The sequence below is a fragment of the Corallococcus sp. NCSPR001 genome, assembly GCF_017309135.1.
Classification (GTDB): domain Bacteria; phylum Myxococcota; class Myxococcia; order Myxococcales; family Myxococcaceae; genus Corallococcus.
In genome coordinates this window covers 4,155,552-4,179,530 of sequence record NZ_JAFIMS010000002.1, presented here as the reverse complement: position 1 = coordinate 4,179,530, position 23,979 = coordinate 4,155,552, and the positions used below count along the sequence as shown (strand labels likewise).

The following is a 23,979-nucleotide window of genomic DNA, read 5'->3' as shown; positions in this document are numbered from 1 at the left end:
TGTAACCGCCCCCGCGTCCCCGGCGTAGTCCTGACCATGCGCGCCCACCTCCTGCCGCTCATGGTCCTGTTCACCGCCGCCTGTGGTCCCTCCTCCTCCGTGGACGAAGGGCTCGGCGTCGTCCAGGGCATCGACACGTCCGAGGACGGCATCACCGCCTTCGTCCGCTCGGGCCAGTACACCTCCTGGCTCGCGGAGCCCTCGGTCCACGACACGCGCGCGCCCCACGGCAGCAAGGTCCGCGTGTTCTTCAACGACGTCGTCGTGCAGTCCCTGCTCGATGGCAACGCCACGCACCCCGTGGGCAGCATCCTGGTGAAGGAGCTCTTCGAGGATGACGGGAAGACGCTCCGGGGCCACGCGCTGGACGTGAAGGTCGCGGAAGGCCCCGGCAAGGACACCTGGATCTTCTACGAGGGCTTCGGCCCCGACTACACGCGCAACTACTACGGCCGCGCCCACTCGACCTGTCACGGGTGCCACTCGGACGGGGTGGACTACGTCACGTCCCCGCTGCCGTGAAAATGAAGACGGGCGGCCCCCTTCCGAGGACCGCCCGCCGTCGAACGGCCAGGACTACCGCGCCGCGGACTTGCGGCGCATCAGGAACACGCCCAGGCCCACGCCCGCGGCCCACTTCGCCGCGGCGGCCAGCGGCGTCTTGCCAAGCGCCACCGGGCGGCTCTCGTACTGGGGCTGGGGCGGAACCGGACGGAAGTCCGTGGCGCCGGGGAGGTTCGCGCCCTGCTCCTCCGCCTCCGTCTTCGTCACGTTCGGTCCCGGTGCATCCGGATCGCGCGCACCCGGCGCCTTCCCGTCCGGCGACTTGTGCTCGAGGATGCCGTTGATCTCCGCGCCCAGCAGCACGACCATGCAGGAGATCTGCATCCACAGCAGCATCACGATGACACCGCCGATGGCGCCGTAGTTCACGTCGTACGAGCCGAAGTTCGACACGTACTTCGAGAACCCCCACGAGGCGATGACCCAGATGATCACGCTCACCACCGACCCCGGGGTGATGAACTTGAACTTCTGCTTCACGTCCGGCAGCACGTAGTACAGCACCGCCAGCAGCAGCATCATCAGGATGCCCGCCACGGGCATGCGCAGCCACAGCACGAGGTTGGTGAGCAGTCCGCCGCCCAGCCTGTCCGCGATCGCCGGCGTCACGACGGCGACGAGGGCCGCCAGCACCACCGTGATGGCCGTGCCCAGCGTCGTCAGCAGCGCGATGCCACGCTTCTTCCAGAACGGTCGCTTCTCCGTCACGCCATAGACCGTGTTGAGCGCGTCCATCAGCGCCACCACACCGCCCGAGGCCGCCCAGACAGCGCCCACGCCACCGATCGTCAGGAGCCCCACCGGGTTGCTGCTCGCCAGCGCCTCCAGCCGCTCGCCCAGGATCTTCGTCACCTCCTGGGGTGCCACCTTCGACAGCTCCTGGATGAGCTGCTGCGCCTGGTGCGGATCAATCAGCACGCCGGCCAGTGACACGAGGAACAGCAGGAACGGGAACAGCGCCATGATGGCGGAGAACGTCAGCGCCCCCGCGACGTTGCCCACGTTGTCGCGTCCCCACTCGTCCTTGAGGGACTTGAAGAACTCCTTCCAACTCATTCCCCTGCCGGGCAGGACCATGCGTCTCCTCCTGGGAGGAGATTGGGCATTCCATCCCCCGGCTGGCTTCCTCCCCCGGGACGAGGCCTGCCTCCCTGCCTGCTCACCGCGCAGGAGGCGAAGAATGACAAGCCCCCCGCGCCACGCCTGCCCGGCCGCCTTCAGCGTCAGAAAACGGGCAGCACCGGCGCGTCCTTCAGCCGGGGCGCGCGCAGATCCTTCGCGGACAGGAGCGGCTCCTTCACCGGCCAGGGGATGGCCAGGTCCGGATCATCCCAGATGACGCTCCGCTCGGTCTCCGGGGAGTACAGCGCGGTGCACTTGTAGAAGAAGTCCGCCGAGTCGCTCACCACGCAGAAGCCGTGCGCGAAGCCCGCCGGCACCCAGAGCTGGTGCTTGTTCTCGCCCGTCAGCTCCGCGGCCACCCAGCGGCCGAACGTGGGCGACCCCTTGCGGATGTCCACCGCCACGTCCCACACCGCGCCCGCCAGGCACTGCACCAGCTTGCCCTGCGCGTTGGGCTCCTGGAAGTGCAGCCCGCGCAGCGTGCCCTTCACCGAGCGCGACAGGTTGTCCTGCACGAACGGGCCCACGACGCCCGCGTCCGCGTAGCGCTTCGCGTGGAAGGACTCGAGGAAGAAGCCCCGGTCGTCGCCGAACACCTTCGGCTCGATGAGCAGGACGTCCGGAATCGCCAGCGGGGTGACCTTCACGACACCGCCCCCCGCTTCTCCACCAGGTCCAACAGGTACTGGCCGTACTCGTTCTTGCGCATGGGCTCCGCCAGCGCCGTCAGCCGCTGCTCGTCGATGTAGCCCATGCGGAAGGCGATCTCCTCCGGACAGGCCACCTTGAGGCCCTGACGGCGCTCGATGATCTCGATGTAGTTGGACGCCTGCATCAGCGACTCGTGCGTGCCGGTGTCCAGCCACGCATAGCCGCGTCCCATCAGCTCCACGTTGAGCTGGCCGCGGCGCAGGTACTCCGCGTTGACGTCGGTGATTTCGTACTCGCCGCGCTTGCCCGGCTTGAGGTTCGCCGCGATGTCGATGACCTGGTTGTCGTAGAAGTACAGGCCCGTGACGGCGTAGTGCGACTTGGGCTTCGCCGGCTTCTCCTCGATGCTGACGGCCTTGTGCTGGGCGTTGAGCTCCACCACGCCGTAGCGCTCCGGATCCTTCACGTAGTAGCCGAACACGGTGGCGCCCTGCGTGCGCTTGGACGCGCGCTGCGTGAGCTCCCCCATGCCGTGGCCGTAGAAGATGTTGTCACCCAGGATGAGCGACACCGGGTCCTTGCCCACGAAGTCCCGGCCGATGACGAACGCCTGCGCCAGGCCCTCTGGACGCGGCTGCTCGGCGTACTGGAGACGGATGCCCCACTGCTCTCCGTCGCCCAGCAGCTCGCGAAAGCGCGGCAGGTCCTGCGGCGTGGAGATGACGAGGATCTCCCGGATGCCCGCCAGCATCAGCGTCGTCAGCGGGTAGTAGATCATCGGCTTGTCGTAGACGGGCAACAGCTGCTTGCTCACCACGCGCGTCAGCGGGTACAGGCGCGTGCCCGAACCCCCGGCCAGAATGATTCCCTTCATGAGTTCTCCCCTGTGTTCCACGGCCCGGCCGCGAAACGGATGCGCGCGGCCCGGCCGCCACGCGCGGATGCACTAGCTGGCGCGGTGCGCCTTCCAGGCCGCGTGGAAGCGCGCCAGCGACTCCGCCAGCTCCAGCGGTTGGGCCTTCAGCTCCGTGCGCACCTTGTCCGTCTTGAGGCCGCTCCGCAGCGGCCGGGGGCTGGCCAGCTTCAGGTCCGCCATCCGCGTGGGGGTGATCAGCGACGCGTCGAAGCCGAACACCTCGCAGAGCGCCCGGCCGAAGCCGACCCGGTCGATGACCGTGCCGCCGCAGGTGTTCCACACGCCGCCCAGCCGCCGCTCGCCCAGCTCCACCAGCATGGCGGCCACGCTGTCCGCGAAGCTGGGGGACACGACCTGGTCCTCGAAGAGCTTCACCGGCTGGCCCTTCTCCAGGGCCCCCACCAGCCACGCTCCGAAGTTGGGACGCCCCGCCGCGGGCCAGCCGTACACCACCGCCGTGCGCGCGATGGCGCAGCCCGGCACGAAGACGCGCGCGGCCTGCTCGGCCATGTGCTTGGTCAGCGCGTAGACGCCGCGCGGGTTGGGCAGCGCGTCCTCCGAATACGGCCCCGCGTCCCCGTCGAAGACGTAGTCCGTGGAGACGTGCACCAGGTGCGCGCCCGCCGCCTTCGCGGCCCGGGCCACCGCCGCGGTGGCGTGGACGTTCGCCGCGTAGGCCGCGTCCGGGTCCTTCTCACACGCGTCCACCTCCGTCATGGAGGCGGGGTGGATGATGGCCTCCGGTTGGGCCCGGGCGATGGCCGCGGCCACGTCCTGCTCGCGCGTGAGGTCCACCTCCACGTAGCCGTGCGTGCCGCCCGTGCGCCGGGGACCGCGCCCCAGGCCCACGACTTCATGTCCACGCTCGGTCAGCTGCGCGCAGACGCGGCTGCCCACCAGGCCGTTGGCCCCCGTGACGAGAAAGCGCATGGCGCTAGCCCCGCCCCTGCAGACGGGCCTTGTACTGGGTGTCGAAGTACTGGCGGTAGGCGCCGCTGGTGACGCGCTCCCACCAGGCGCGGTTCTCCACGTACCAGGTCACCGTCTCCGCCAGCCCCTGCTCGAAGGTGTGCTTGGGCTGATAGCCCAGCTCCGTGCGGATCTTCGTGGGGTCGATGGCGTAGCGGCGGTCATGGCCGGGCCGGTCCGCCACGTACTGGATGAGCGACTCGGGCTTCTTCAGCAGGCCCAGGATGCCCTTGACGATCTCGATGTTGCGGCGCTCGGAGCCGCCGCCGATGTTGTAGACCTCGCCCGCGCGGCCCTTCTCCAGCGCCACCAGCAGGCCCTGGCAGTGGTCCTCCACGTGGAGCCAGTCGCGCACGTTGGCGCCGTCGCCGTAGACGGGCAGCGGCTTGTCGTGCAGCGCGTTCACCACCATCAGCGGGATGAGCTTCTCCGGGAACTGGTAGCGGCCGTAGTTGTTCGAGCAGCGCGTCACCACCGCGTCCATCTTGAACGTGTGGTGGTAGGCCAGCGCGATCAGGTCCGAGGACGTCTTGGAGGCCGAGTACGGGCTGGAGGGCTGCAGCGGAGAGGTCTCCGTGAAGGCGCCCGTGGGGCCCAGCGAGCCGTAGACCTCGTCGGTGGAGACCATCAGGAAGCGCTTCACGCCCCGGGCGCGGCAGGCCTCCAGCAGCTGCTGGGTGCCCAGCACGTTGGTGTTGATGAACACCTCCGGGCCCAGGATGGAGCGGTCCACGTGGCTTTCGGCCGCCAGGTGCATCACCGCGTCGACGCCGTGCTGGACGATGAGGTGCTCCACCAGCTCCCGGTTGCCGATGTCGCCGCGCACGAAGACGTGCTTCGGGTCGCCTTCCAGGTCGGCGAGGGTCTCGAGGTTGCCCGCGTACGTGAGCTTGTCGAGGTTGATGATCTTCCAGTCGGGCCGCTCGCGGCGGAGGTACTTCACCAGGTTGGAGCCGATGAAGCCGCAGCCACCTGTCACCAGGACGTTCATTGACACGCCACCACTCGGACAACGGGAGAAAGCGCCCTCCGTAGCGGAGCGACGGATCCCCGTCAAGGCAAGCGCGCGGCCACTTGTGGCCGGTGCGGGCCAGGGGTAAATGCCATGGCCAACGTGAGCCTCTGGAACAGCAAGCGAGGGACCGCGTCCTCGAGCGCCGGAGCGGTCCACCAGCTCGTGCCGCGGCTGGCCTGGGGCGACGCCGTGGGCAACCAGGTGCGCTACCTGCGCGACCTCCTGCGCGGGTGGGGGTACGCGTCGGAGATCTACGCGGAGCAGTGGGACGAGGCGTGCCGCGACGAGGTGCGCCCCGCGCTGGAATACGCGCGCGACGCGGGCCGGGACACGGCGCTGCTCGTCCACCACAGCTTCGAGTCGCGGCTGGTGCCGCTGGTGGCCAAGGCGAAGGGGCGCAAGGCGCTGCTGTACCACAACGTCACGCCGGAGCGTTTCTTCGAGGGCACGGACCGCCACGTCGCCCGCGGCTGCATGCTGGCGCGCGAGGAGCTGCTCCAACTGCGCGAGCACGTGACGCACGCGTGGGCCTACTCGCACTTCAGCGTGGAGGAGCTGTCCGCCGCGGGGTTCCCGGACGCGAGCGTCCTGCCCTTCGCGGTGGACTGGAACGCGTTCAACGTGCCGCCGGACGCGGCCCTGCGCGAGCAGGTGGCGGACGGCTGCGCCAACGTGCTCTTCGTGGGCCGCACCGTGCCCAGCAAGCGGCTGGAGGACGTGCTGCGCGTCTTCACCGCCTACCAGCGCCTGTACCAGCCCAAGAGCCGGCTGCTGGTGGCGGGGACGCTCTACAGCAGCGCGCCCTATGACGCGTCCGTGCTGGCGCTGCGCGAACAACTGGGCCCGGATCGCGTGATGTTCCTGGGGCGGGTGGACGCCGCCCAGCTGTCCGCGTGCTTCGCCTCCGCCACGGCGTACCTCTCCATGAGCCGCCACGAGGGCTTCGGCGTGCCGCTGCTGGAGGCCATGTACCGGGGCGTGCCGGTGGTGGCCTACGGCGCCGCGGCGGTGCCGGAGACCATGGGCGGCGCGGGCCTCACCACCCTGTCGGACGACCCCTCGCAGGTGGCGGGGCTGCTGGCGGTGCTGGAGCGCGACCCCGCCCTGCGCTCGCGGGTGGTGGAGGCGCAGCGCCAGCGCCTGGCGTCCCTGGATCAGCGGTCCGTGGCCCAGCGCGTGCGCGAGGCGCTCATGCCCTTCATCCAGGGAGATGCGCCCCCTCCCCGTCCGTCCGCCGGGCCCGCCGTCACCGTGGTGTGCCCGGGCTTCGACGTCGCGCCGGAGGCGCCCATGTCCCGGCTGGCGCGCGCGGTGGTGGACCGGCTGCCGGACGCGAGCCTGTGGACGGTGCGCCGCCAGGTGCTGCCCCTGCAGCTGGCCCCAAGTGACGAGCGCGAGGGTGTGACGCGGGTGCGGCGCTTCACGCCGGACGAGCCCACCTTCGGACTGGACGGGCCCGGCCCGCCGTCGTCGTCGCTGGAGACGGGCGTGCGGTGCGCCCCGGGGCCGCTGCTGTTCGCGGGCGCCGGTGAAGAAGTGGCCCGGCGCACGGTGTCGCGGCTCCCCGCGGAAGCGCGCGTCGCGGGCGTCTGGGAGCCCCGCCGCGCGCCGGACGCGAGCGTGCGGCAGGTCCTGGGAAAGAAGCTGTGGGAGCTCACCCCGGGGAGCGACCTGACGTCCCTGGCGGCGGAGCTGGCACGAGAGCTGGACGTGGGAGGACATCCGCATGCGCGCTGAGGACCTCATCACCGACGATCCCACCGTGAAGGCGGTGCTGGAGTCGCTGGAGCGGCTGCCCACGCCCGAGCCCGAGAAGGTGGAGGCGCTGCGCCGGCGCCTCGCCGCCACCCAGGCCCCGGCCGCCAGCGCCGCGTGGCCTGCGTTCCTGGAGGGCGCGCGGCTGAAGCGCGACGCGCGCTACGCGGATCCGCCTTCGTCCCACCGGCCCCTGGTGGGGCCCGCGCTGGTGATGGCCAAGCGCGCCTTCCGGCTGGCGTTCCAGCCCTTCATCAACGAGGCGCTCCGGCGGCAGGTGGAGTTCAACGAGGCCATCCTGGACGCGCTCATGCTCATCCACGAGCACCAGCGCGTGCAGGCGCGCACGCAGTCCCTGTGGCGCCAGGAGGTGGAGCGCCAACTGGAGCAGCTGACGTCGCGCCTGCCCCCGGCCGCGCCGGAGCCCCCGTCGAAACCCGCTCGGGCGCCGTCCCGGCGTCGTGGCCGGTAGCCCGCTTCAGGGCAGAGGCTTCTTCACCTCCAGGATCCACACCGCCTCCAGGCAGGAGGGATCCAGGAAGACCATCCGGATGTTGAAGGGCAGGCCCAGCTGATCACGGGCCACGGTGAACATCTCGAACATCTCGGTGAGCGTCCACACGTGGAAGTGGATGTTGACGCGATCCCGGATGAAGGCCTCCGTCAGGTGGGCCAGCTCCTCGCCCTCTTTCCGGTCGATGAGGCGCAGCCACTCGTCATAGTGGGCGCGCCGCGAGCCCTCCGGCCCCTTGAGGTAGTCCTCCACGACGTGTGCCGTGGGGGTGATGGCCCGGGGCAGGTCGAAGGTGAAGCGCTTGTCCGGGATGGCCATGAAGAGGATGCCTCCGGGCCGCAGGACCCGGATGAAGTTCTTCACCGTGCCAATGGGGTTTTCGCAGTGCTCCAGGACGTGGTTGGCGATGACGAAGTCCTGGGACTCCGCCGCCACCGTGCCCAGCTCCTCGCCGTTGTCGATGATGTCCGGCGTGACGATGCGGTCGGCCACTTCCGGGAAACGGGAGCGCAGCACGTCGATGGGCGCCACGTCCACATAGCGGGCCCGGGCCCCGGCGGGCAGCTTCGTGGGATTGCACAGGGCGCCAATCTCCAGGCCCTCGCCGCGCAGGTAGTGGGCCGCGATGAGCTCCCGGGTGAGGGGCGGAGCCACGGGGGCCTGAGGGGCCGGCTCCACGGGCACCGGCGGTGGCGGCTCCACGGGGGCCGGCGGCATCCAACGCGACCGGAGTGACGCCAGCTGGTTCTCCGTGCGCGTCAGCCCCGTGTGGAGCTGGGAGCGCACGACGGCCTTCATTGTGGGGGGAATCAGGGCCTTGAGCTGCGACAGACGCATGGAGTGCCTCCGGGGGTTTCAGCGATGGATGGTCGCGGCGCTGGCCTCCGCGCGGGGCGTGCTTCGCGCGGCGGGTGGCGCCACCAGGCCGGAGAGGAGCTCACGGAGTTCCCGGGCCTGGGTGACGTAGTCGCGCACGGCGGCGCGCTGGGGGTTCTGGTACCGGGCCAGACGCTCCGGGTGGGCCATCAGGTCGCGCAGCACGCGGCGGTAGCCGTCGGCGTCACCCATGTCCAGGACGTTGCCGTTGACGCCCTCCACGATGTCCTCGCTGACGCCGCCCGACGCCGTGGTGACCACCCACACGTTCCGGGCCAGGGCCTCGCGCACCGCCAGCCCGAAGCTCTCCTTCCACTGTGAAGGCATCAGCAGCACGTCCACTCCGTCGAAGAAGGCGTCCAGCCCGTCCTGGTCATACGGAGGCACCACCTCCACCTGGCCCTTCACCTTCCATTCCTTCGCGTCGATGGAGGCCGACCCCATGCGCAGCTGGATGTCCGTCATCTTCAGGACCCAGTTGGACTCATGCACCGACTCCATGAGGTCCTTGAGCCAGAAGTACCCCTTGTGCACCGCGCGGCCGCCCAGGTAGGCGAAGCGCACCGGAGCGTTCGCGGGGCGCGAGGCGCGCTCGCGGTGGGGCATCAGCACGCCGTTCTTGTTCACGACGATGCGCTCCGGCGCGACGCCGTTGGCGATGTAGAGCTGGCGCTGGAACTCGCTGGGCGTCAGCAGCAGGGCCGCGCCGTCCAGCACCTTGCGCAGGGCGAAGGTGCGCGTGAAGGTGTAGCGCGAGTCCGGCACGCACTTGGAGCACACCCGCAGGTCGATGCCCTTCTGGTTGCAGTACGTGGCGTCCTCGCGGACCATGAACTGCCGCTCGCACAGCCACCACGCGTCATGCAGGGTGATGGTGTACGGGATGCCCTCCGCGACGCACGCCGTGGCGAGCGCGGAGCTCAAGAGCTGGATGGAGTGGAAGTGCACCACGTCCGGGCGCACCGCCTTGAGCACCTGGGTGAAGGTCTCCCCGATGCGCGGGTTCTGGTACTCCTGGGCGCGGTCGGTCTGGGGCGGCACCTGCGTGGCGATGACCGGCAGGCCCAGCGCCTCGTAGCGCACCACCGAATAGGCGGGCAGCGGCGAGTTCAGGATGCCGGTGAACACGGTGACGTCGCAGCCCTCCTCCTTCAGCCGGTGCGCCACCTGCTCCGCGACGATGGTGGCCCCTCCGAAGCTCAAGGGCGCGAAGAGGATGTTGGCCTCCAGCACCTTGAGGCGCGGCGGCGGCGCGGGCGGCAGGTGCTGGAGGATGGGCTGCAGCCGCTCCGTGGCCACCACCGCGGGGTGGTAGCGCGCCGTCACGCTGCGGTGGGCCTCCTCGCCCATGCGCTTGCGCAGCGCCGCGTCCTGCACCAGCGCCGAGAGCGCGGACTCCCACTCCTCGCGGGTGGTGGCGATGAAGCCGTTGTTGCCGTGGTCGATGATCTCCCGGAACGGCCCGGCGCCGGAGCACACCGCGGGCACGCGGAAGATGGACGCCTCGATGAACTTGATGTTGCTCTTGGCGTCGTTGAAGACCGTCTGCTCCAGCGGCGCGATGGAGATCTGCCAGGACGCGAGCGCGCGCAGGTAGTCGTCCGCGTCCAGGAACGGGATGCGGAAGACGCGGTCGGAGAAGCGCTGGAAGCCCTCCGGCAGCTCCAGGAAGCCGTGGATGGCCAGGCGCACGTTCGGATGGCGCTCCATCACCGCGAGGATGGCGTCGGCGGCGATGGTGAAGTCGGCGTCGTGCGTGCGCGTGCCGCTGCCGTAGCCGATGGTGACCGTGTCCGCGTCCACCACGGGCGGGCGCACTTCCATCTCCCGGGCCAGCTCCAGGATGCCTTCGTCCAGGCAGTTCTCGACGACGTAGACCTTGCCGGAGACGACCTTGCCCATCTCCCTGGCGATGGTGGGCGTGCTGGCGATGGCGTGCTCACACAGGCTGAGCGCCTTGCGGTAGAGCTTCGCGCCGTTGAGCAGCAGCTCGCGCTCGGCGGCGGGCAGCCGCTGCACGTTGGAGTTCCGCCGGTACTCCTCCTCATCGAAGATGAGGTCGTCGACGTCGAAGAAGTGCGGGATGCCCAGGCGTTTGGTCTCCGCGAGCAGCACCTCCACGTCGGGGAAGGCGGGCACGCGGTAGTAGATGACCAGGCCGTGGAACTGGAGCGCGGCCTTGCACTCCGCGTGGTCGGTCCAGCGCAGGACGGTGACGTCGTACCCCAGCCGCTGGAACATCGCGACCTTCTGATCCACGCGGTAGCGCTTGCACTGGGGCAGCGACAGCTCCGCGATGATGAGGATGCGCCGGCCCTGGCTGGCCTGGGAGATCCGCGTCAGCGGCGCGGTCCACGGAGCCGGGAGCGCGGGCGGCGCGCTCGGGACCGGGGCCGCGATCGCCGCGGTGGGGGTGACGGGAGCGGCCGGCGTGAGGGCGGCCCTGGCGGCACGCAGCGCCTGGAGCGCGCTCTGCTTCGCGGGCAGCTTGATCAGCTTCGCGCCCACCTTGTGCAGCGTGCCCTTGCTCTTCTGGTAGAGGTGGCCGCGCTTCGTTCCGGGGGGCAGCACGCGCTCGCGCATGGCCCAGTAGCGGTTGATGGCCTTCCAGGCGAGGCTGCCGTTGATGTGCGCCAGCTCCGAGCCCTGGCGCGCCACGTGCGCATCCAGCTCGAAGATGCGTGCGTTCTTGCGGCCCAGCTCTTCCTGGAGCATCCGCTGGCTCAGGCCCAGCCGCGCGATCCGGCGCTCGGACTCGCGCAGGGTCTGCGCCGCTTCCAGCGCCTGCTCGCGGGCGGCGTCCAGTTCCGCCTGGAGCCGCTGCGCGTGGAGCGCCTGGTCCGCGACCTGCCGCTCCTTCTCACCGTAGGCGCTGAGCAGGTGCTGCTCGTGCAGTTGGAGCGTCAGGCGCGAGCCCAGCGTGGCGAAGGCCTGCCGCACGCGTTCGCGCTCCGCGTCCCGGGTGCTCGTCAGGGCCTTCATCCCTTCCGGCTGCTCCGGGCCCACGGCGAGCACGCCCAGACCGTAGCCGTGCTCGAACTCGAAGGAGGGATACTGGTTCCGGAGTTCCTCCCACAGCCGCCAGACACCGAAGCCGCGCTCGCGCGTATGGGTGTCGTGGAAGAGGATGACGCCGCGCGCGCTCATCTTGGGGCGCCAGCGCTCGAAGTCCGCCTTCACCTGGGCGTATTCGTGACAGCCGTCGATGTGGAGCAGGTCGATGGAGCCGTCCGCGAAGTGGCTCACGGCCTCGTCGAAGGTCATCGCGTGCAGCTGCGAGAACCGGCTGTAGAGCGGGTCATGGTGCGCGCGCAGGTCCGCGAGCACGTCCGGTCCGTAGAAGCCCGCGTGCGGGTCGCCCTTCCACGTGTCCACCGCGTGGCAGCGCGTCTCCAGCTTCAGCGCGTCCACCGTCTGGCAGAACGCGGAGTAGGACACGCCGGTGTGCGTTCCCAGCTCCACCAGCGTCGCGGGACGCAGCAGGTCCACCAGGAACATCGCGAAGGGGACGTGCTCCACCCAGGCAGAGGATGCCAGCAGCCGCAGGGGCTGCGTCAGGCAGAGGGGGTGTTCCAGGGGATTGAGCTGTGAATGCATGGTCGTGGCGTCCGGAAGGCCGACCCTCGCAGCAGGCAAGGCACGCCCCCCTCTCCTTGGCGGATGTCCTCCATGTCATCCCCCTCCGGGAGCGTCAAGGCTGGCAGGCCGCCCGCCCCCCTTGGGAGAAGGCGCGTTCGTTGTTCTTTTCTACGGTGTCTGGACGAAGTCGAGGCGCGGGTGGCCGGAAGGGTCGGTCCGTCCCGCGCGAGCCCATGTTTCACGCAGCCGGTCCGCGTCGCGGGCAGCCGCGTGTGCGCCCTTCCGCGAACGGGTACGCACGAGTCGCGCGTGGGGTGCGTAGAGGATGCGCAGTCCGGCTTCGCCCGCGCGCAGGCACAGGTCCACGCCCCGGGCCTCGTCGGACATGAAGGCCGCGTCCCAACCTCCGAGTGACTCCAGGACCTCGCGGCGGATCATCGCGCAGGCGCTGGAGACGGCGCGCACGTCGCGCGGCCAATGCGAGCCGCCGAATGCGCCGAGCGTGGGATCGAGCATCCCCGCGAAGGGGCGCAGCACCCGGCCCTCGGCGTCGAAGCGCAGCCCGGCCTCCAGCACCTGTCCCGCGGGAGAGACGATGCGCGCGCCCACCACGCCGACGTCGCGGCGCAATGCCTGCGATGCGAGCTCTCTCAGCCACCCCGGTCCGGTCGGGAGCGTGCCGGCCTCCAGGACGAGGATGAGCTCGCCCCGGGCCTCGCGCAGCAGCCGGTTCGCCACGGCGCCCGGGGTCGCGTCCGCGTCCACCTGGACGTGGATGACGTCGCGAGTGGAGGAAGCGACAGGAGACGCAACAGGGATGCGGACCTCCACGTCCAGGTCGTCCGTGAAGGCGAGGAGCGCCGCGAGCTCGGACCCGGTGGGCGCCTCCGACAGCAGCACGGACACCCTCGGGCGGCCCACGAGCGGGTGGCGGATCCGGTACAGCCCGGGGGCGACGGTCTCCGCCGAGCCGCCCTCCCCCATGCGCGCCAGGTGCTCCGCCACGGCCCTGCGGCCCGCTTCGGAGGCGGCGGGCTTCGCGCTGGCGTCCGTGGCGGTGGAGCCGGGCAGCGTCCTCCAGTGATAGAGCACGCGGGGGATGTGCTCGAAGCGCTGTGTGCGCTCCATCAGGCGCAGGAGCAGGTCATGGTCCTGCGCTCCCTCGAAGCCCGTGCGGATGCCCCCTACTTCGCGCAGCAGCGATGCGCGCACCACGAGGAAGTGGCACACGTAATTCACCGCGCGCAGCAGCTCCGGGGACAGCGCGGGCTTCAGGTAGGGCGCGAAGCGCAGGCCCCGCGCGTCCACCTTGTCCTCGTCCGAGTAGACGACGTCCGCGTCCGGAGCATCTCCCAGCCGCAGCGCGACCTCGGCCAATGCATGCGGCGCGAGCAGGTCGTCGTGGTCGAGGAAGCCCACGTACTCCCCGGTGGCCAGGGCCAGCGCGGCGTTGGTCGCGCGGGCGATGCCCTGGTTCGACTCCAGCCGCTCGAAGCGGATCCGCGCGTCCCCGGCCGCGGCCTCACGTAGCGCTTCCGCCACCGCCGCCGAGCGCGAGCCGTCATCCACGATGCACAGCTCCCAGTGCGGGTACACCTGCGCTCGCACGGACGCGATGCATGCGCGGAGGACGTCCACGGGCGTCTCCCAGGCGGGAGTGATCAGGCTGATCCGCGGCTGGCGCTCCAGCCGGGCCAGCGCGGCGGTCGCGGCGCGGACCTCACGGTCTTCCTGTGCCAGAGCCTCGCGCGTGTACGTCTCCGGTGAGGGAAACAGCACGGCGGGACGGGCCGCGTCCAACAGGTGCCGCAACAGGCGGACGGTCGCGTGATTGAAGGCGACCTGCCGCCGCCACAGCTCGCGCCAAAGTGGCAGGCCCACCACGCCGGCCTCTTGCGACAGCACGTCGCAGCGGGCCTCCAGCGCGTCCAGTGCCTCGGCGGCGCCGTCGGTCCGAAGGGGCCACCCGGCCCTGGAGAGCAAGGCCACGACCGCGAGGTTCCAGGACCGCTGCGCCTCCAGCCCCGGCACGGAGGGAAGCCACCGGCCCACCGCGCCCACGGGCCGAGGATCCGCGAGTCGCGTGAGCTCCTCGCGGGCCAGCTCCGGCAGCGTCGGTTCCGGTTGCCGGAGCAACGCCCTCAGCCGCAGGTCGAAGCGCAGCTGGCGGTCCAGCACCCACCGTTGCAGGGGCGAAAGCCCCCGCGTCCCCCACCGTTTGGCGGCCGTGATGACCGGGCCCCAACGTGCGCGGTGCGACCGCGGCACGTCGAAGCCCAGCACCTCGACGAAGTCATCGTGCGGCGGATGCGCTCGAGCGCCGGGATGTCCCGACGCGGCCTGCGTGGCGAAGGATGGCATCCGGTCGGCCTCGTCCAACGTCGCGACCTCGACGCCAGGTGTCTCCGGCGGGCCCTCGCTGTCGGGGGTGCCCATCGGCTCAGCGCTCGCCGTCGCGTTTGAGCCGGTTCGCCAGGGCCCGGAGCGTGCCGTGGACCCAGGGGATGCCGTGGACCCGGGCGTTCAGCGCGTCCACCATCCGGTGCCGGAACTCACGGGCCTGGAGCGTCTCCTCGCGGATGCGCGCCACGGTGTCCACCCAGGCATCCAGCGGACGCACCAGCCAGGTCCCCGGAGCCACGGCGACCGCCCGCGGCTCGCCCGGCCCGCGCACCTCGCACGAAGCGATGCCGCCCAGGAACACCGGGGGGAACAGCGCCCCCATCCGCGCGGGCAGGTCCGCGAGTCCCGACTCCATCACCACCGGGAAGGGCCCGATGCGGCTCCGGTCGATGACCATCGCGTGGACGAGCTCCGGGTGCAGCACTAGGTGCTCCACCTCCAACCGGTCGCCCAGCGGGAACGGCACCTTCGCGCGCACGTAGGGCGGAGTTCCCTCACCGGCTGCCCACTCGGTGCGGAACGCCCGCGCCAACGCCCAGGCCTCGCGGCCCGTCTGGAGCGCGCGCACCAACTCCACGTAGTGGCGCGGGTACACCACGCACCGCGCATCCACGAACGCCAGGTACTGTCCCCGGGCCTCGCGCACGGCCTCCGCGTACAGGGCTCCCACGGGCGCACGAACGGTGCGCGCCTGGAACGACCCCAACCTGCCGTAGCGCTCCAGCGCCGCCTCCGCGACGGACAGGTCCACGCCCTCGGGCGCCGCGAGCAGCAACTCCAGCGGCTGCTGCTCCTGACAGGCCAACGCGAACAGGGTCTCATCCAGCGCTGAGTCCCGCGTGCCCGGATCCACCATGACGACGACACTGAGCAGCCCCGCCACCGTCGCGCGCACGGGCCCGTCCGGCACCGCGACGTAGAGCCCCTCCTCCACCTGCGTGGACGGCGACAACTGGACCAGCAGCGCCCGCAGCGCCCGCGCCGTGTCCTCCGCCAGCGCCGTGCCTCCGGACGCGCACGGCACCACCTCGCGGTGCGCCAGGCGGTAGCCCGCCTCGGCCAGCCGCCGCAGCATCCGCTGTTCGGAGAGACCCGCGCGCACCGGCGCCTCACCGGTCAGCGCGCCCAGCAGCGCCCGCGCCGAGCCCGCGTTGCGCAGGCTGAACACCAGCTCCGCCCCCGGCGCCTCGCGCCGCAGCGCCTCCAGCCCGTCTTCCAGCACCCGGTCGACCGCGTCGCCCTCCAGCACCACCAGCGCCGGCGCGGGCCCCCTGCCCCGCTTCCACTCCGGCCCCGGCAGCTCCCGCACGGCGGCGCCCCGCGCACGCAGGGCCTCCGCCAGCGCTGGCGACGCGCCCACGAGGGTCACCGCCGTGCCCGCGCCCGCACGCGACAGCACCAGCTCCATCCACCGCGCGGACGCGGCGGACGGGGGCGCCGCTTCGGAAAGAGCGTTCACCAGCGCCTCCGGGCGAACTCCAGGTGGTGCCTGAAGTCCGCGATGCCCGCGAGCTTGCGCCCGGGCTTGACGATGTCGGGCGTCTGGAACGGCTCGCCGCCCAGCCGCGCGTACTCCCGCAGGCGGTCATTCATGAAGGCCGCGTCCCCGTACTTCGCCCCGAGCAGGGCCGCGCTGCGGCGGACCATCCGCTCGCGCACCGGGCTCTCCTCGCGGGTGACGGTGTAGTGGTGCACCAGCGCGGCGGGCGCCACCCGGATGGACAACCCGTACGCCCTCGCCCGCCACGACAGGTCCACGTCCTCGCAGTACATGAAGAAGCGCTCGTCGAAGCCTCCCACGCGCGCGTGCAGCGTCCGCGTCACCAGCAGCACGCAGCCGCTGCACCAGGGCGTCTCGCCCGTCGACGGATGGTACGGCTTGGGGTGCTCGTCCGGGAACAGCCGGGCCTCCACCAGCCCCGTGTCCGCACGCTGATCCGCCTCACGCGTGAGCTCCCGCACGCAGTCCGGATGCAGCAGCCCGTCCGGGTTCACACAGACGTAGTACCGCGCCCCGCCCGAGTCGAAGGCCTCCGCCATCAGCCGGTTGTGCGCGGCCCCGAAGCCCAGGTTCCTCCCGGCGTGCCGGTAGTCCGCGTCCGGGTCCAACCGCATCACCCGCGCGCGCAGCGAGTCGTCCGGCGAGTTGTCCAGCCACACGACCCGGAAGGCGGGCGCGCCCGGGGCCTCGCGGTTCCACCGGAGCGACTCCCACAGCCGCTCCAGCTCCCGCTCCGGGTTCCGGTAAAGCACGATGCCCAGCCAGATGCCCGGCCTCCCCCCACTCGCCGAAGCAGGGCCGCTCACGATCCGACGTCTCGCACCGGCGCCACGCGAGCCGCGGCGCCCTCCACGATCCACCGGTGCGGAGGCCGCGTCACGCCGCCGTCCTTCACGTTGGAGCGCACCTCGAAGGCGCACGCCGCCTCGTGCTTCTCCCGCACCTGCCCCGCCCGGTCGCGCACCACCACCGTGAACGTGTAGCGCCCCGCGACAAGCCCCAGCCGGTCCACCACGAAGCGCACGGTCCCGCTGCCGGACGCCGCCGCGCAGAAGGGAACCTCTTCCGCGAACGTGTCCGTGGCGTGCACCAGCACCCCGTCCACCCGGCACAGCTCCAGCCCCAGGCCCAGCTCCGGCGCGGGCGTGCGCGCGGTGTACGCGACGCTCAGCTCCAGGCCGTCCTCGGTGTCCACGAACTCCACCGCCCCACCATCCCGGCCCTTCAGCGTCACCGCGTCCACGGTGAGCGGGGAAGGCTCCGCCTGGGGCGCCGCCAGCGACGGCAGCGCGCCGCCGTCCGACGCCAGCGCGGGCGACTCCATGGACATGCCGCGCTCCTCCGCCAGCTCCACCGCGCGGCGGTAGCTGCGGATGACGTCCGCGGGAGGACCGAACTCGCGGATGCGCCCGGCGTCGATCCACGCGCCCAGGTCGCACCAGCGCTCCAGCGTCCCCAGGTCGTGGGTGACGATGACGATGGTCTTCCCGGCCCGCTTGAACTCCGTCATCTTCGCCAGGCTCTTCTTGCCGAAGTGCTCGTCACCGACGGCGAGGATCTCATCGATGATGAGGATGTCCGGATCCACGTGCGTGGCCACGGAGAACGCCAGGCGCATGTACATGCCGCTGGAGTAGGTGCGCACCGGCTCGTCGATGAAGTCGCCCAGCTCGCTGAAGGCGATGATCTCCTCCATCCGCGCCTTCACCTCCGCGCGCGACATCCCCAGGATGATGCCGTTGATGAGGATGTTCTCCCGGCCGGAGAAGTCCGGGTGGAAGCCCGCGCCCAGGTCCAACAGCGCGCTGATGCGCCCGTTGATGTCGATGGTGCCCGTGGTGGGCGTGTAGATGCCGGAGATGAGCTTGAGCAGCGTGCTCTTCCCAGAGCCGTTGCGCCCGATGATGCCCACCGTCTTGCCGCGGGGCACCACCAGGTCGATGCCCCGGAGCGCTTCGATCATGGACTTGCCGTCCGTGTCGCGCTGGCCACGCAGCAGGCGGATGAGCTCCGACTTGATGGTGGTGTACTCGCGCCGGATGGTGCTCTTCCGGAAGCTCTTCACCACGTTGCGGAGCACGATGGCGTCCGGAGACGCGAGGGCGCTGGTCATATGAACTCCGCGAAGTCCTCGCGGCGGCGCTCGAAGATGCCCGCGGCGATCCACAGCAGCGCCAGGGAGATGCCCATCCACATCAGGAGCGGGCCGGGCTGCGGCAGCTGGTGGTCGTAGAAGATGGCCTGGTAGGACGTCACCATGACCGCCATGGGGTTGAGCAGCACGAGCGGCGACTGGGCCGCGTCCGGCAGCGAGTCCACCCGGTAGAACACCGGCGTGACGAAGAACCACATCGTCAGCAGGTTGGCGATGATCTGCTGCAGGTCCCGGAACGTCACGTTGAGCGCGGACACGATGTAGACCAGCGCCACCGTCATGCACAGCTGGGTGAGCAGCACCACCGGGAAGGCCACCACGTGCCAGGTGGGCACATAGCCCAGGAGCAACCCCAGCCCCACCATCAGCGGCAGGGACAGCACGTAGTTGCACAGGTTCGTCACCACCACCGTGGCCGGCAGCACCTGGGCCGGGAAGCGCACCTTGGTGAGCAGGTCGCGCCGGTCGCTGATGGCGCTGGCCCCGCCGCCCAGGGACGTGGCGAACCAGATCCACGGCAAGAGCCCCACGAAGACGAAGAACGTGTACGCGGGGATCTTCTGCCGCATGTAGACGGTGAAGAGCAGCGAGTAGACGCCCATCTGGAGCAGCGGATTGAGGAACGTCCAGAAGAAGCCGAGCACCGAGTTCCGGTACCGCGCCTTCAGCTCGCGCTGGGTCAGGCTGAGCAGGAGGCCCCGGTACTGGTAGAGCTCACGGAGGTTGCGAAGCATGCGGCGCCATCCATACCTCATGCCCCCGGAAGGTGTCAGGCACGGGACTCCTGCCATCCACGCGAAAGCCCGTCTGGTCGCCTGGCCTCGCGCGCCCCCTTCCGAGGGGCCATGTCGCAAAAGAAAAAGGCCCCCTGGTTTCCCAGAGGGCCTTTGATTGGAGCGGGAAAAGGGATTTGAACCCTCGACCCTCGCCTTGGCAAGGCGATGCTCTACCGCTGAGCTATTCCCGCATCAGGTACTGCGGTGCTGCGTGCTTCGTTTGGAGCGGGAAAAGGGATTTGAACCCTCGACCCTCGCCTTGGCAAGGCGATGCTCTACCGCTGAGCTATTCCCGCATCAGGTACCGCGTTGTTGCTTGCCACCCGCCGGTCGGTGCCGCGCCGGAGGTGGGGTGCGATATACAGAGGCCTCCCGGACACGTCAAACACTTTTCGCATCCGGATCCGTGCTGCCCCGGCGGGCGAGCATGTTGAGGAACGCGCGGAAGTAGACGACCGCGCTCCACACGGAGAACGCACCGGACAGGTACACCAGCACCTTGCCCACCTGATTGTAGTCCACGGTGACGGTGCGGAAGCCCACGTCCAGCGGGTGCACGTAGTGGACGCACAGGGAGATGATCCCCACCAGTTGGAGGGACGTCTTCCACTTCCCCTCCTGCCCCGCGGCGATGACCATGCCCTCGCTGGCGGCGATGGTGCGCAGGCCGGTGACGATGAACTCGCGGGCGAGCAGCACGATGACGACCCAGGCGGCGATGCGGCCCAGGCGCACCATCATCACCAGGGCGGCCATGGCGATGAGCTTGTCCGCCAGCGGATCCATGAACTTGCCCACCACGGTGATGAGGTTCCAGCGGCGGGCCAGGTAGCCGTCGATCACGTCGGTGATGGCGGCCACCGCGAACACCAGGGCGGCCAGCAGCGAGTGCAGCGGATCCGCGTCGTACGTGAGCCAGACGAACACGGGGATGAGGAGGATGCGCCCCAGCGTCAGCATGTTGGGCAGGTTCCAGAACTCCTGCACCAGGATGCTGGGACGGCGGGACGCGCGGCGGCGGGCCCGCTCCTCGCGCTTGCGCTGCTTCCTGAGGGCTCGCTCGGTGGCCATGGGCGCGCGTTCTACCGGACCCCGAGTGCGATGAGGGCAAATCCTTCACCGCCCAGCTCCACCGCCGCCTTCAGTGTCTCCCCGCCAGCGGATGTCACGAGCGGCACCACGCGGGGCGTGAGGTTGCCCACCCAGCCCACCAGGTGCGTGAGGGGCACCGTCGCCGGCTGGTCCATGGCCACCGGCACCGAGCGCAGCGGGCCCGTCAGGCTGAGCAGCACCCGCCCCTGCCCGCGCAGGTGCACCAGGTCCAGGTCCTGGGCCAGGTCCGACGGCACGCGGCCGTTCTCGAAGACGACGGGCTCCTCGAAGGCGAAGACGCACGCGTCGCGCAGGTAGACGGACTCGTCATCCAGGGAGATGGCCACCCACTGCCGCCCGGACACGGGCTCCAGGTGCAGCGTCCCCTGCCCCCGGGCGCGCACCATGGCCTGGTCGCCCTCGCCAAAGGGCTTGTCCGTGGCCCGGCCCCGGAAGCGCTTCATCTCCGGCTCGAAGGTGACCTGGCCGCGCACGGCGACCAGCCCCTCCAGGCGCGTGAGCAGCTCGCCCTCCACCGCGAGCGCCATGAGGGACGCGCTCTGGGTGAAGGACTGGCCCGGCGCCGCGCCCGGCAGTGCCACCGAGGGCACCCACGCGGTGAGCACGGGAGGGTTCACGCCCGCTGCGGCGTCCGGCGAGGAAGACGGCTCGGCGGCGCGGGTCAGCGGAATCGGCTCGGCGGGCCGGGGCGTCGCAGGCGGCTCGGCGGGCCGGGGCACCGGAAGCGACTCGGCGGGCCGGGTCGTGGAGGGCGGCTCGCTCGTGGCCAGCGCGGCGAAGGTGTCCGCGAAGGCGTCACCGGGCTCCGACTCCAGGTCGGACGCGAGGACGGGCGGCTCCTCGGAGACCTCGATCTCCTCCGACACCGGCGTGGGCGGCAGCTCGTCGGCGACCTCGACGTCGGCCCCGGAGGTGTCCGCGTCCGTGGTGGCGGCGAGCTCCGCGTCCTCCTCGTAGGTGCTCGCACCGGCGGCGAGGCTGGGGTCCTCGTCCTCCTGGACCTGCGCCCCGGCGGGCGAGGAGTCCGCAGGGGCGGGCGGGCCTTCGTCCTCCGCGAAGAGCAGGTCGTCGTCCGGCGCCTTCGCGGCGGCCTGGGGCGGCGGCGTGGCGGCGGCGCGAGGACTCCGGGGCGCCTCATCCAGACCGAACTGGGCGCCCCAGTCACTCTCTCCGGAGGAGGACACGGGCGCGGGCGGCGCGGCGGGGAGCTCCTCCTCGCGCGGACGGGCCGGCGCGGGGGGCGCGGGCGGACGGCTGTAGACCTCCCCCGCGATGGCGCGCGACATCTTCTCCGCCATGGCGTCGCTGCCGGACAAGAGGAAGTGCTCGCGCGCGCGGCCGTACTCGCCCATCTGGGCGAAGGTCAGGCCCAGGTAGTTGTGGGCCTTCTTGTGGTCCGGGGCCAGGTCGGTGGCCGTCTCGAACTCGCGCGCCGCGCGCTGGAGCGCGTTCGTCTTCAGGTAGACGAGCCCCAGGTTCACCCGCAACGTGGGGTCCACCGGGTTGTCCCGCACGAGCATCTCGTACAGGTCCGCGGCGCGGTCGAAGAGGCCCAGCTTGAAATACGTCAGGCCCAGGAGGTTCTGGGCCTTCTCGTGGCGCGGCTGGAGCTGGTGCGCACGCTCCAGGAAGTCCTTCGCTTCGGTGACCTTGCCGGCGCCCAGCAGCTCGCTTCCGCGCTGCAGCTGCTGCAGGAACTCCTCGTCAGCGGGGCCCGGCGGCTTCGTCCCCTTCGTGCGCGTCGTCATTCTCGGGTGTCGGCTCACGGCTGCTGGCCTCGGCCTGGGCGAGCCGCTCGCGCTCCTTGTAGTGTTGGTAGAGCTGGAGGACCTTGCGCACGTATTCCTGCGTCTCGGCGTACGGCGGCACCTGGCCTCCGTACTTCTTCACCGCGTCAGGCCCGGCGTTGTACGCGGCGACCATCTTCACCATGTCGCCGTCGAACATATTGGCCAGCACGCGCAGGTAGCGGACGCCGCCCTCGATGTTGTCCTTCGAGTCGAAGATGTCCTTCACGTACATGTCCGACGCGGTGCCCGGCATGAGCTGCATCAGCCCGCTGGCGCCCTTGTGGCTGAGCGCGTTCGGGTTGAAGTTGCTCTCCGTGTGCATGATGGCGCGCACCAACGCGGGCGGGATGCGGTAGCGCAGCGCCGCGTTGGTGATGTGCGGATCCAGCTCCGTGGGCGTGCGCGAGCGGCCCCGCACGGGAGCGGACTTGGCCGGCGCGGGCGTGAAGGTCCCGGACAGCTTGCGGGCCTTGCGCGCGCCTCCCGGAGGCACGTTCGTGTAGACGATGGTGCCGTCCTTCTCCACGTAGCTGTAGATGCCGTCCGCGGCGGCGGCCGGGAGGACGGCGGTCAGCAGGACGACGAGGGCGGTCAGGACACGCATGGCGGCGGGCGAAACCTTAGACAACGCCCGGAAAGTCCTCAAGAAAACGCCTTGTTTCCAGCACTTACCGCCATTAAGCCTGTTGGCCATGCCCCATCGGTTTGATTTCCTGGTCATGGGCGGCGGCGTGGCCGGACTGTCGTTCGCCCTGCAGGCGGCCCGGCACGGCACGGTCGCCGTGCTCACCAAGCGCGAGCGCGGCGAAGGCAACACCGCCTACGCGCAAGGGGGCATCGCCGGTGTGCTGTCCCCCACGGACAGCTTCGACGCGCACATCGACGACACGCTCGTCGCGGGCGCGGGCCTGTGCCACCGCGACGCGGTGGAGGTGACGGTGCGGGAAGGGCCCGCGCGCCTCAAGGAGCTGGTGGCGCTGGGCGCGGCCTTTGATCAGCGCGGCGGCGAGTTCGACCTCACGCGCGAAGGGGGCCACTCCGCCCGCCGGATCATCCACGCGGGAGACGTCACCGGCCGCGAGGTGCAGCGCGCGCTGCTGGCCGCGTGCGACGAGCAGCCCAACATCACCTTCTTCCAGAACACGGCCGCCATCGACCTCATCCTGGACCGGCGTCCACACGCCCCGGCCGGCAGCCGGTGCCTGGGCGTGTACGCGCTGATGGAGGACGGCTCCATCGAGCGGTTCCTGTCCAAGGTGACGGTGCTGGCCACGGGCGGCGCGGGCAAGGTGTACCTCTACACGTCCAACCCGGACGTCGCGACGGGTGACGGCGTGGCCATGGCGTACCGCGCGGGCGCGCGCGTGGCGAACATGGAGTTCTACCAGTTCCACCCCACGTGCCTCTTCCACCCGGAGGCCAAGAGCTTCCTCATCAGCGAGGCGCTGCGCGGCGAGGGCGGCAAGCTGCGGCTCAAGGGCGGCCAGACGTTCATGGACCGCTACCACCCCATGAAGGACCTGGCCCCGCGCGACGTGGTGGCGCGCGCCATCGACGCGGAGCTCAAGCGCACGGGCAACGACTGCGTCTACCTGGACATGACGCACCTGGGCCGCGCGTACCTCACCGAGCGCTTCCCCAACATCTACGCCACCTGCAAGGCCTTCAACATCGACATGGCCGTGCAGCCCATCCCCGTGGTGCCCGCGGCCCACTACCAGTGCGGCGGCGTGGTGACGGACCTGCACGGGCGCACCAACATCCCGGGCCTCTACGCCATCGGCGAGGTGTCCTGCACGGGCCTGCACGGCGCGAACCGGCTCGCGTCCAACTCGCTCCTGGAGGGCCTGGTCTTCGGCCACCGCGCGGTGCAGGTGGCCTCCGAGGAGCTGGCGTCGCTGACGCTGCCGAAGGAGGACCCGCCCGCCTGGGACTCCGGCAGCGCGGTGGACTCCGACGAGAGCGTGGTCGTCACCCACAACTGGGATGAGATCCGCCGGCTGATGTGGAACTACGTGGGCATCGTCCGCACGGACAAGCGGCTGATGCGCGCACGGCGCCGGCTGGAGCTCCTGCGCGAGGAGATCCGCGACTACTACTGGCGCTTCAAGGTCACCCGCGACGTCATCGAGCTGCGCAACATCGCGGAGGTGGCGCACCTCATCGTGGACTGCGCGAGCCGCCGCAAGGAGAGCCGGGGGCTGCACTACACCCTGGACTACCCGCACACGGACGAGCACCAGGGCACGCGCGACACCGTCCTCTCCCGGGAGCTGTGAG

The 23,979-nt window shown here is 70.7% G+C and carries 19 protein-coding genes and 2 tRNA genes; 4 read left to right on the top strand and 17 right to left on the bottom strand.

The features are described from left to right. Positions 1-36 precede the first annotated feature (36 nt). Entirely contained in the window at positions 37-522 is a 486-nt protein-coding gene (locus JYJ93_RS19035) for a hypothetical protein (protein WP_206793284.1), read from the top strand. 54 nt (positions 523-576) lie between these two features. Here JYJ93_RS19035 and JYJ93_RS19030 read toward each other — a convergent pair whose 3' ends face one another. The 5 genes from JYJ93_RS19030 to rfbB form a co-directional block, all read right to left on the bottom strand. Further along, the gene (locus JYJ93_RS19030) at positions 577-1,641 is read right to left on the bottom strand and encodes a YihY/virulence factor BrkB family protein (RefSeq protein ID WP_206793282.1); all 1,065 of its coding nucleotides are present in this window, start codon (positions 1,639-1,641) and stop codon (positions 577-579) included. A 146-nt stretch (positions 1,642-1,787) separates the two neighbouring features. Then, entirely contained in the window at positions 1,788-2,333 is a 546-nt protein-coding gene (gene rfbC, locus JYJ93_RS19025) for a dTDP-4-dehydrorhamnose 3,5-epimerase (protein ID WP_206793280.1), read from the bottom strand. Continuing rightward, positions 2,330-3,211 carry a glucose-1-phosphate thymidylyltransferase RfbA gene (gene rfbA, locus JYJ93_RS19020; RefSeq protein WP_206793278.1) on the bottom strand — a complete coding sequence of 294 codons (882 nt, stop codon included), beginning with the start codon at positions 3,209-3,211 and terminating at the stop codon, positions 2,330-2,332. Before rfbA ends, rfbC begins: the two co-directional genes overlap by 4 nt. 72 nt (positions 3,212-3,283) lie before the next feature. Next, entirely contained in the window at positions 3,284-4,183 is a 900-nt protein-coding gene (locus JYJ93_RS19015; RefSeq protein WP_206793276.1) for an SDR family oxidoreductase, read from the bottom strand. Between the two features lie 4 nt (positions 4,184-4,187). Then, positions 4,188-5,213 (bottom strand): dTDP-glucose 4,6-dehydratase, encoded by a 1,026-nt coding sequence (gene rfbB, locus JYJ93_RS19010; protein ID WP_206800363.1) that lies wholly within the window; start codon positions 5,211-5,213, stop codon positions 4,188-4,190. A gap of 114 nt (positions 5,214-5,327) precedes the next feature. On the opposite strand from rfbB, the gene JYJ93_RS19005 reads away from it, so the two are divergent. Both JYJ93_RS19005 and JYJ93_RS19000 read left to right on the top strand, forming a co-directional pair. Then, entirely contained in the window at positions 5,328-6,974 is a 1,647-nt protein-coding gene (locus JYJ93_RS19005; RefSeq protein WP_206793275.1) for a glycosyltransferase, read from the top strand. After that, complete coding sequence (locus tag JYJ93_RS19000; protein ID WP_206793273.1) at positions 6,964-7,464, top strand: hypothetical protein; 501 nt, start codon at positions 6,964-6,966, stop codon at positions 7,462-7,464. Before JYJ93_RS19005 ends, JYJ93_RS19000 begins: the two co-directional genes overlap by 11 nt. A gap of 6 nt (positions 7,465-7,470) precedes the next feature. On the opposite strand, the gene JYJ93_RS18995 is transcribed toward JYJ93_RS19000, so the two are convergent. The 12 genes from JYJ93_RS18995 to JYJ93_RS18940 form a co-directional block, all read right to left on the bottom strand. Then, positions 7,471-8,343 (bottom strand): methyltransferase domain-containing protein, encoded by an 873-nt coding sequence (locus JYJ93_RS18995; RefSeq protein WP_206793271.1) that lies wholly within the window; start codon positions 8,341-8,343, stop codon positions 7,471-7,473. Positions 8,344-8,361: 18 nt separating this feature from the next. After that, entirely contained in the window at positions 8,362-11,979 is a 3,618-nt protein-coding gene (locus JYJ93_RS18990; RefSeq protein WP_206793268.1) for a glycosyltransferase, read from the bottom strand. A gap of 150 nt (positions 11,980-12,129) precedes the next feature. After that, positions 12,130-14,397, bottom strand: a complete 2,268-nt coding sequence (locus JYJ93_RS18985) for a glycosyltransferase (protein ID WP_206793266.1) — start codon at positions 14,395-14,397, stop codon at positions 12,130-12,132. A gap of 4 nt (positions 14,398-14,401) precedes the next feature. Next, positions 14,402-15,823, bottom strand: a complete 1,422-nt coding sequence (locus tag JYJ93_RS18980) for a glycosyltransferase family 2 protein (protein WP_206793264.1) — start codon at positions 15,821-15,823, stop codon at positions 14,402-14,404. Further along, positions 15,820-16,617 (bottom strand): glycosyltransferase family 2 protein, encoded by a 798-nt coding sequence (locus JYJ93_RS18975; protein WP_269012464.1) that lies wholly within the window; start codon positions 16,615-16,617, stop codon positions 15,820-15,822. The genes JYJ93_RS18980 and JYJ93_RS18975 overlap by 4 nt, the downstream gene beginning before the upstream one ends. A 50-nt stretch (positions 16,618-16,667) precedes the next feature. Continuing rightward, positions 16,668-17,978, bottom strand: coding sequence for an ABC transporter ATP-binding protein (locus JYJ93_RS18970; protein ID WP_206793260.1), 1,311 nt, complete (start codon positions 17,976-17,978; stop codon positions 16,668-16,670). Continuing rightward, positions 17,975-18,754: an ABC transporter permease gene (locus JYJ93_RS18965; protein ID WP_206793258.1), complete on the bottom strand. Its 780-nt coding sequence runs from the start codon at positions 18,752-18,754 to the stop codon at positions 17,975-17,977. The genes JYJ93_RS18970 and JYJ93_RS18965 overlap by 4 nt, the downstream gene beginning before the upstream one ends. Positions 18,755-18,912: 158 nt before the next feature. Further along, a tRNA-Gly gene (locus JYJ93_RS18960) sits at positions 18,913-18,987 on the bottom strand. Between the two features lie 30 nt (positions 18,988-19,017). After that, positions 19,018-19,092, bottom strand: a tRNA-Gly gene (locus tag JYJ93_RS18955). Positions 19,093-19,177: 85 nt separating this feature from the next. Further along, complete coding sequence (pgsA, locus tag JYJ93_RS18950; protein ID WP_206793256.1) at positions 19,178-19,867, bottom strand: CDP-diacylglycerol--glycerol-3-phosphate 3-phosphatidyltransferase; 690 nt, start codon at positions 19,865-19,867, stop codon at positions 19,178-19,180. A gap of 11 nt (positions 19,868-19,878) precedes the next feature. Next, positions 19,879-21,657 (bottom strand): tetratricopeptide repeat protein, encoded by a 1,779-nt coding sequence (locus JYJ93_RS18945; RefSeq protein ID WP_206793254.1) that lies wholly within the window; start codon positions 21,655-21,657, stop codon positions 19,879-19,881. Then, the gene (locus JYJ93_RS18940; RefSeq protein WP_206793252.1) at positions 21,614-22,303 is read right to left on the bottom strand and encodes a lytic transglycosylase domain-containing protein; all 690 of its coding nucleotides are present in this window, start codon (positions 22,301-22,303) and stop codon (positions 21,614-21,616) included. Before JYJ93_RS18940 ends, JYJ93_RS18945 begins: the two co-directional genes overlap by 44 nt. An 88-nt stretch (positions 22,304-22,391) precedes the next feature. Between JYJ93_RS18940 and nadB the strand changes: the two genes are divergently transcribed. Continuing rightward, positions 22,392-23,978 carry an L-aspartate oxidase gene (gene nadB, locus JYJ93_RS18935; RefSeq protein ID WP_206793251.1) on the top strand — a complete coding sequence of 529 codons (1,587 nt, stop codon included), beginning with the start codon at positions 22,392-22,394 and terminating at the stop codon, positions 23,976-23,978. Position 23,979 lies beyond the last annotated feature (1 nt).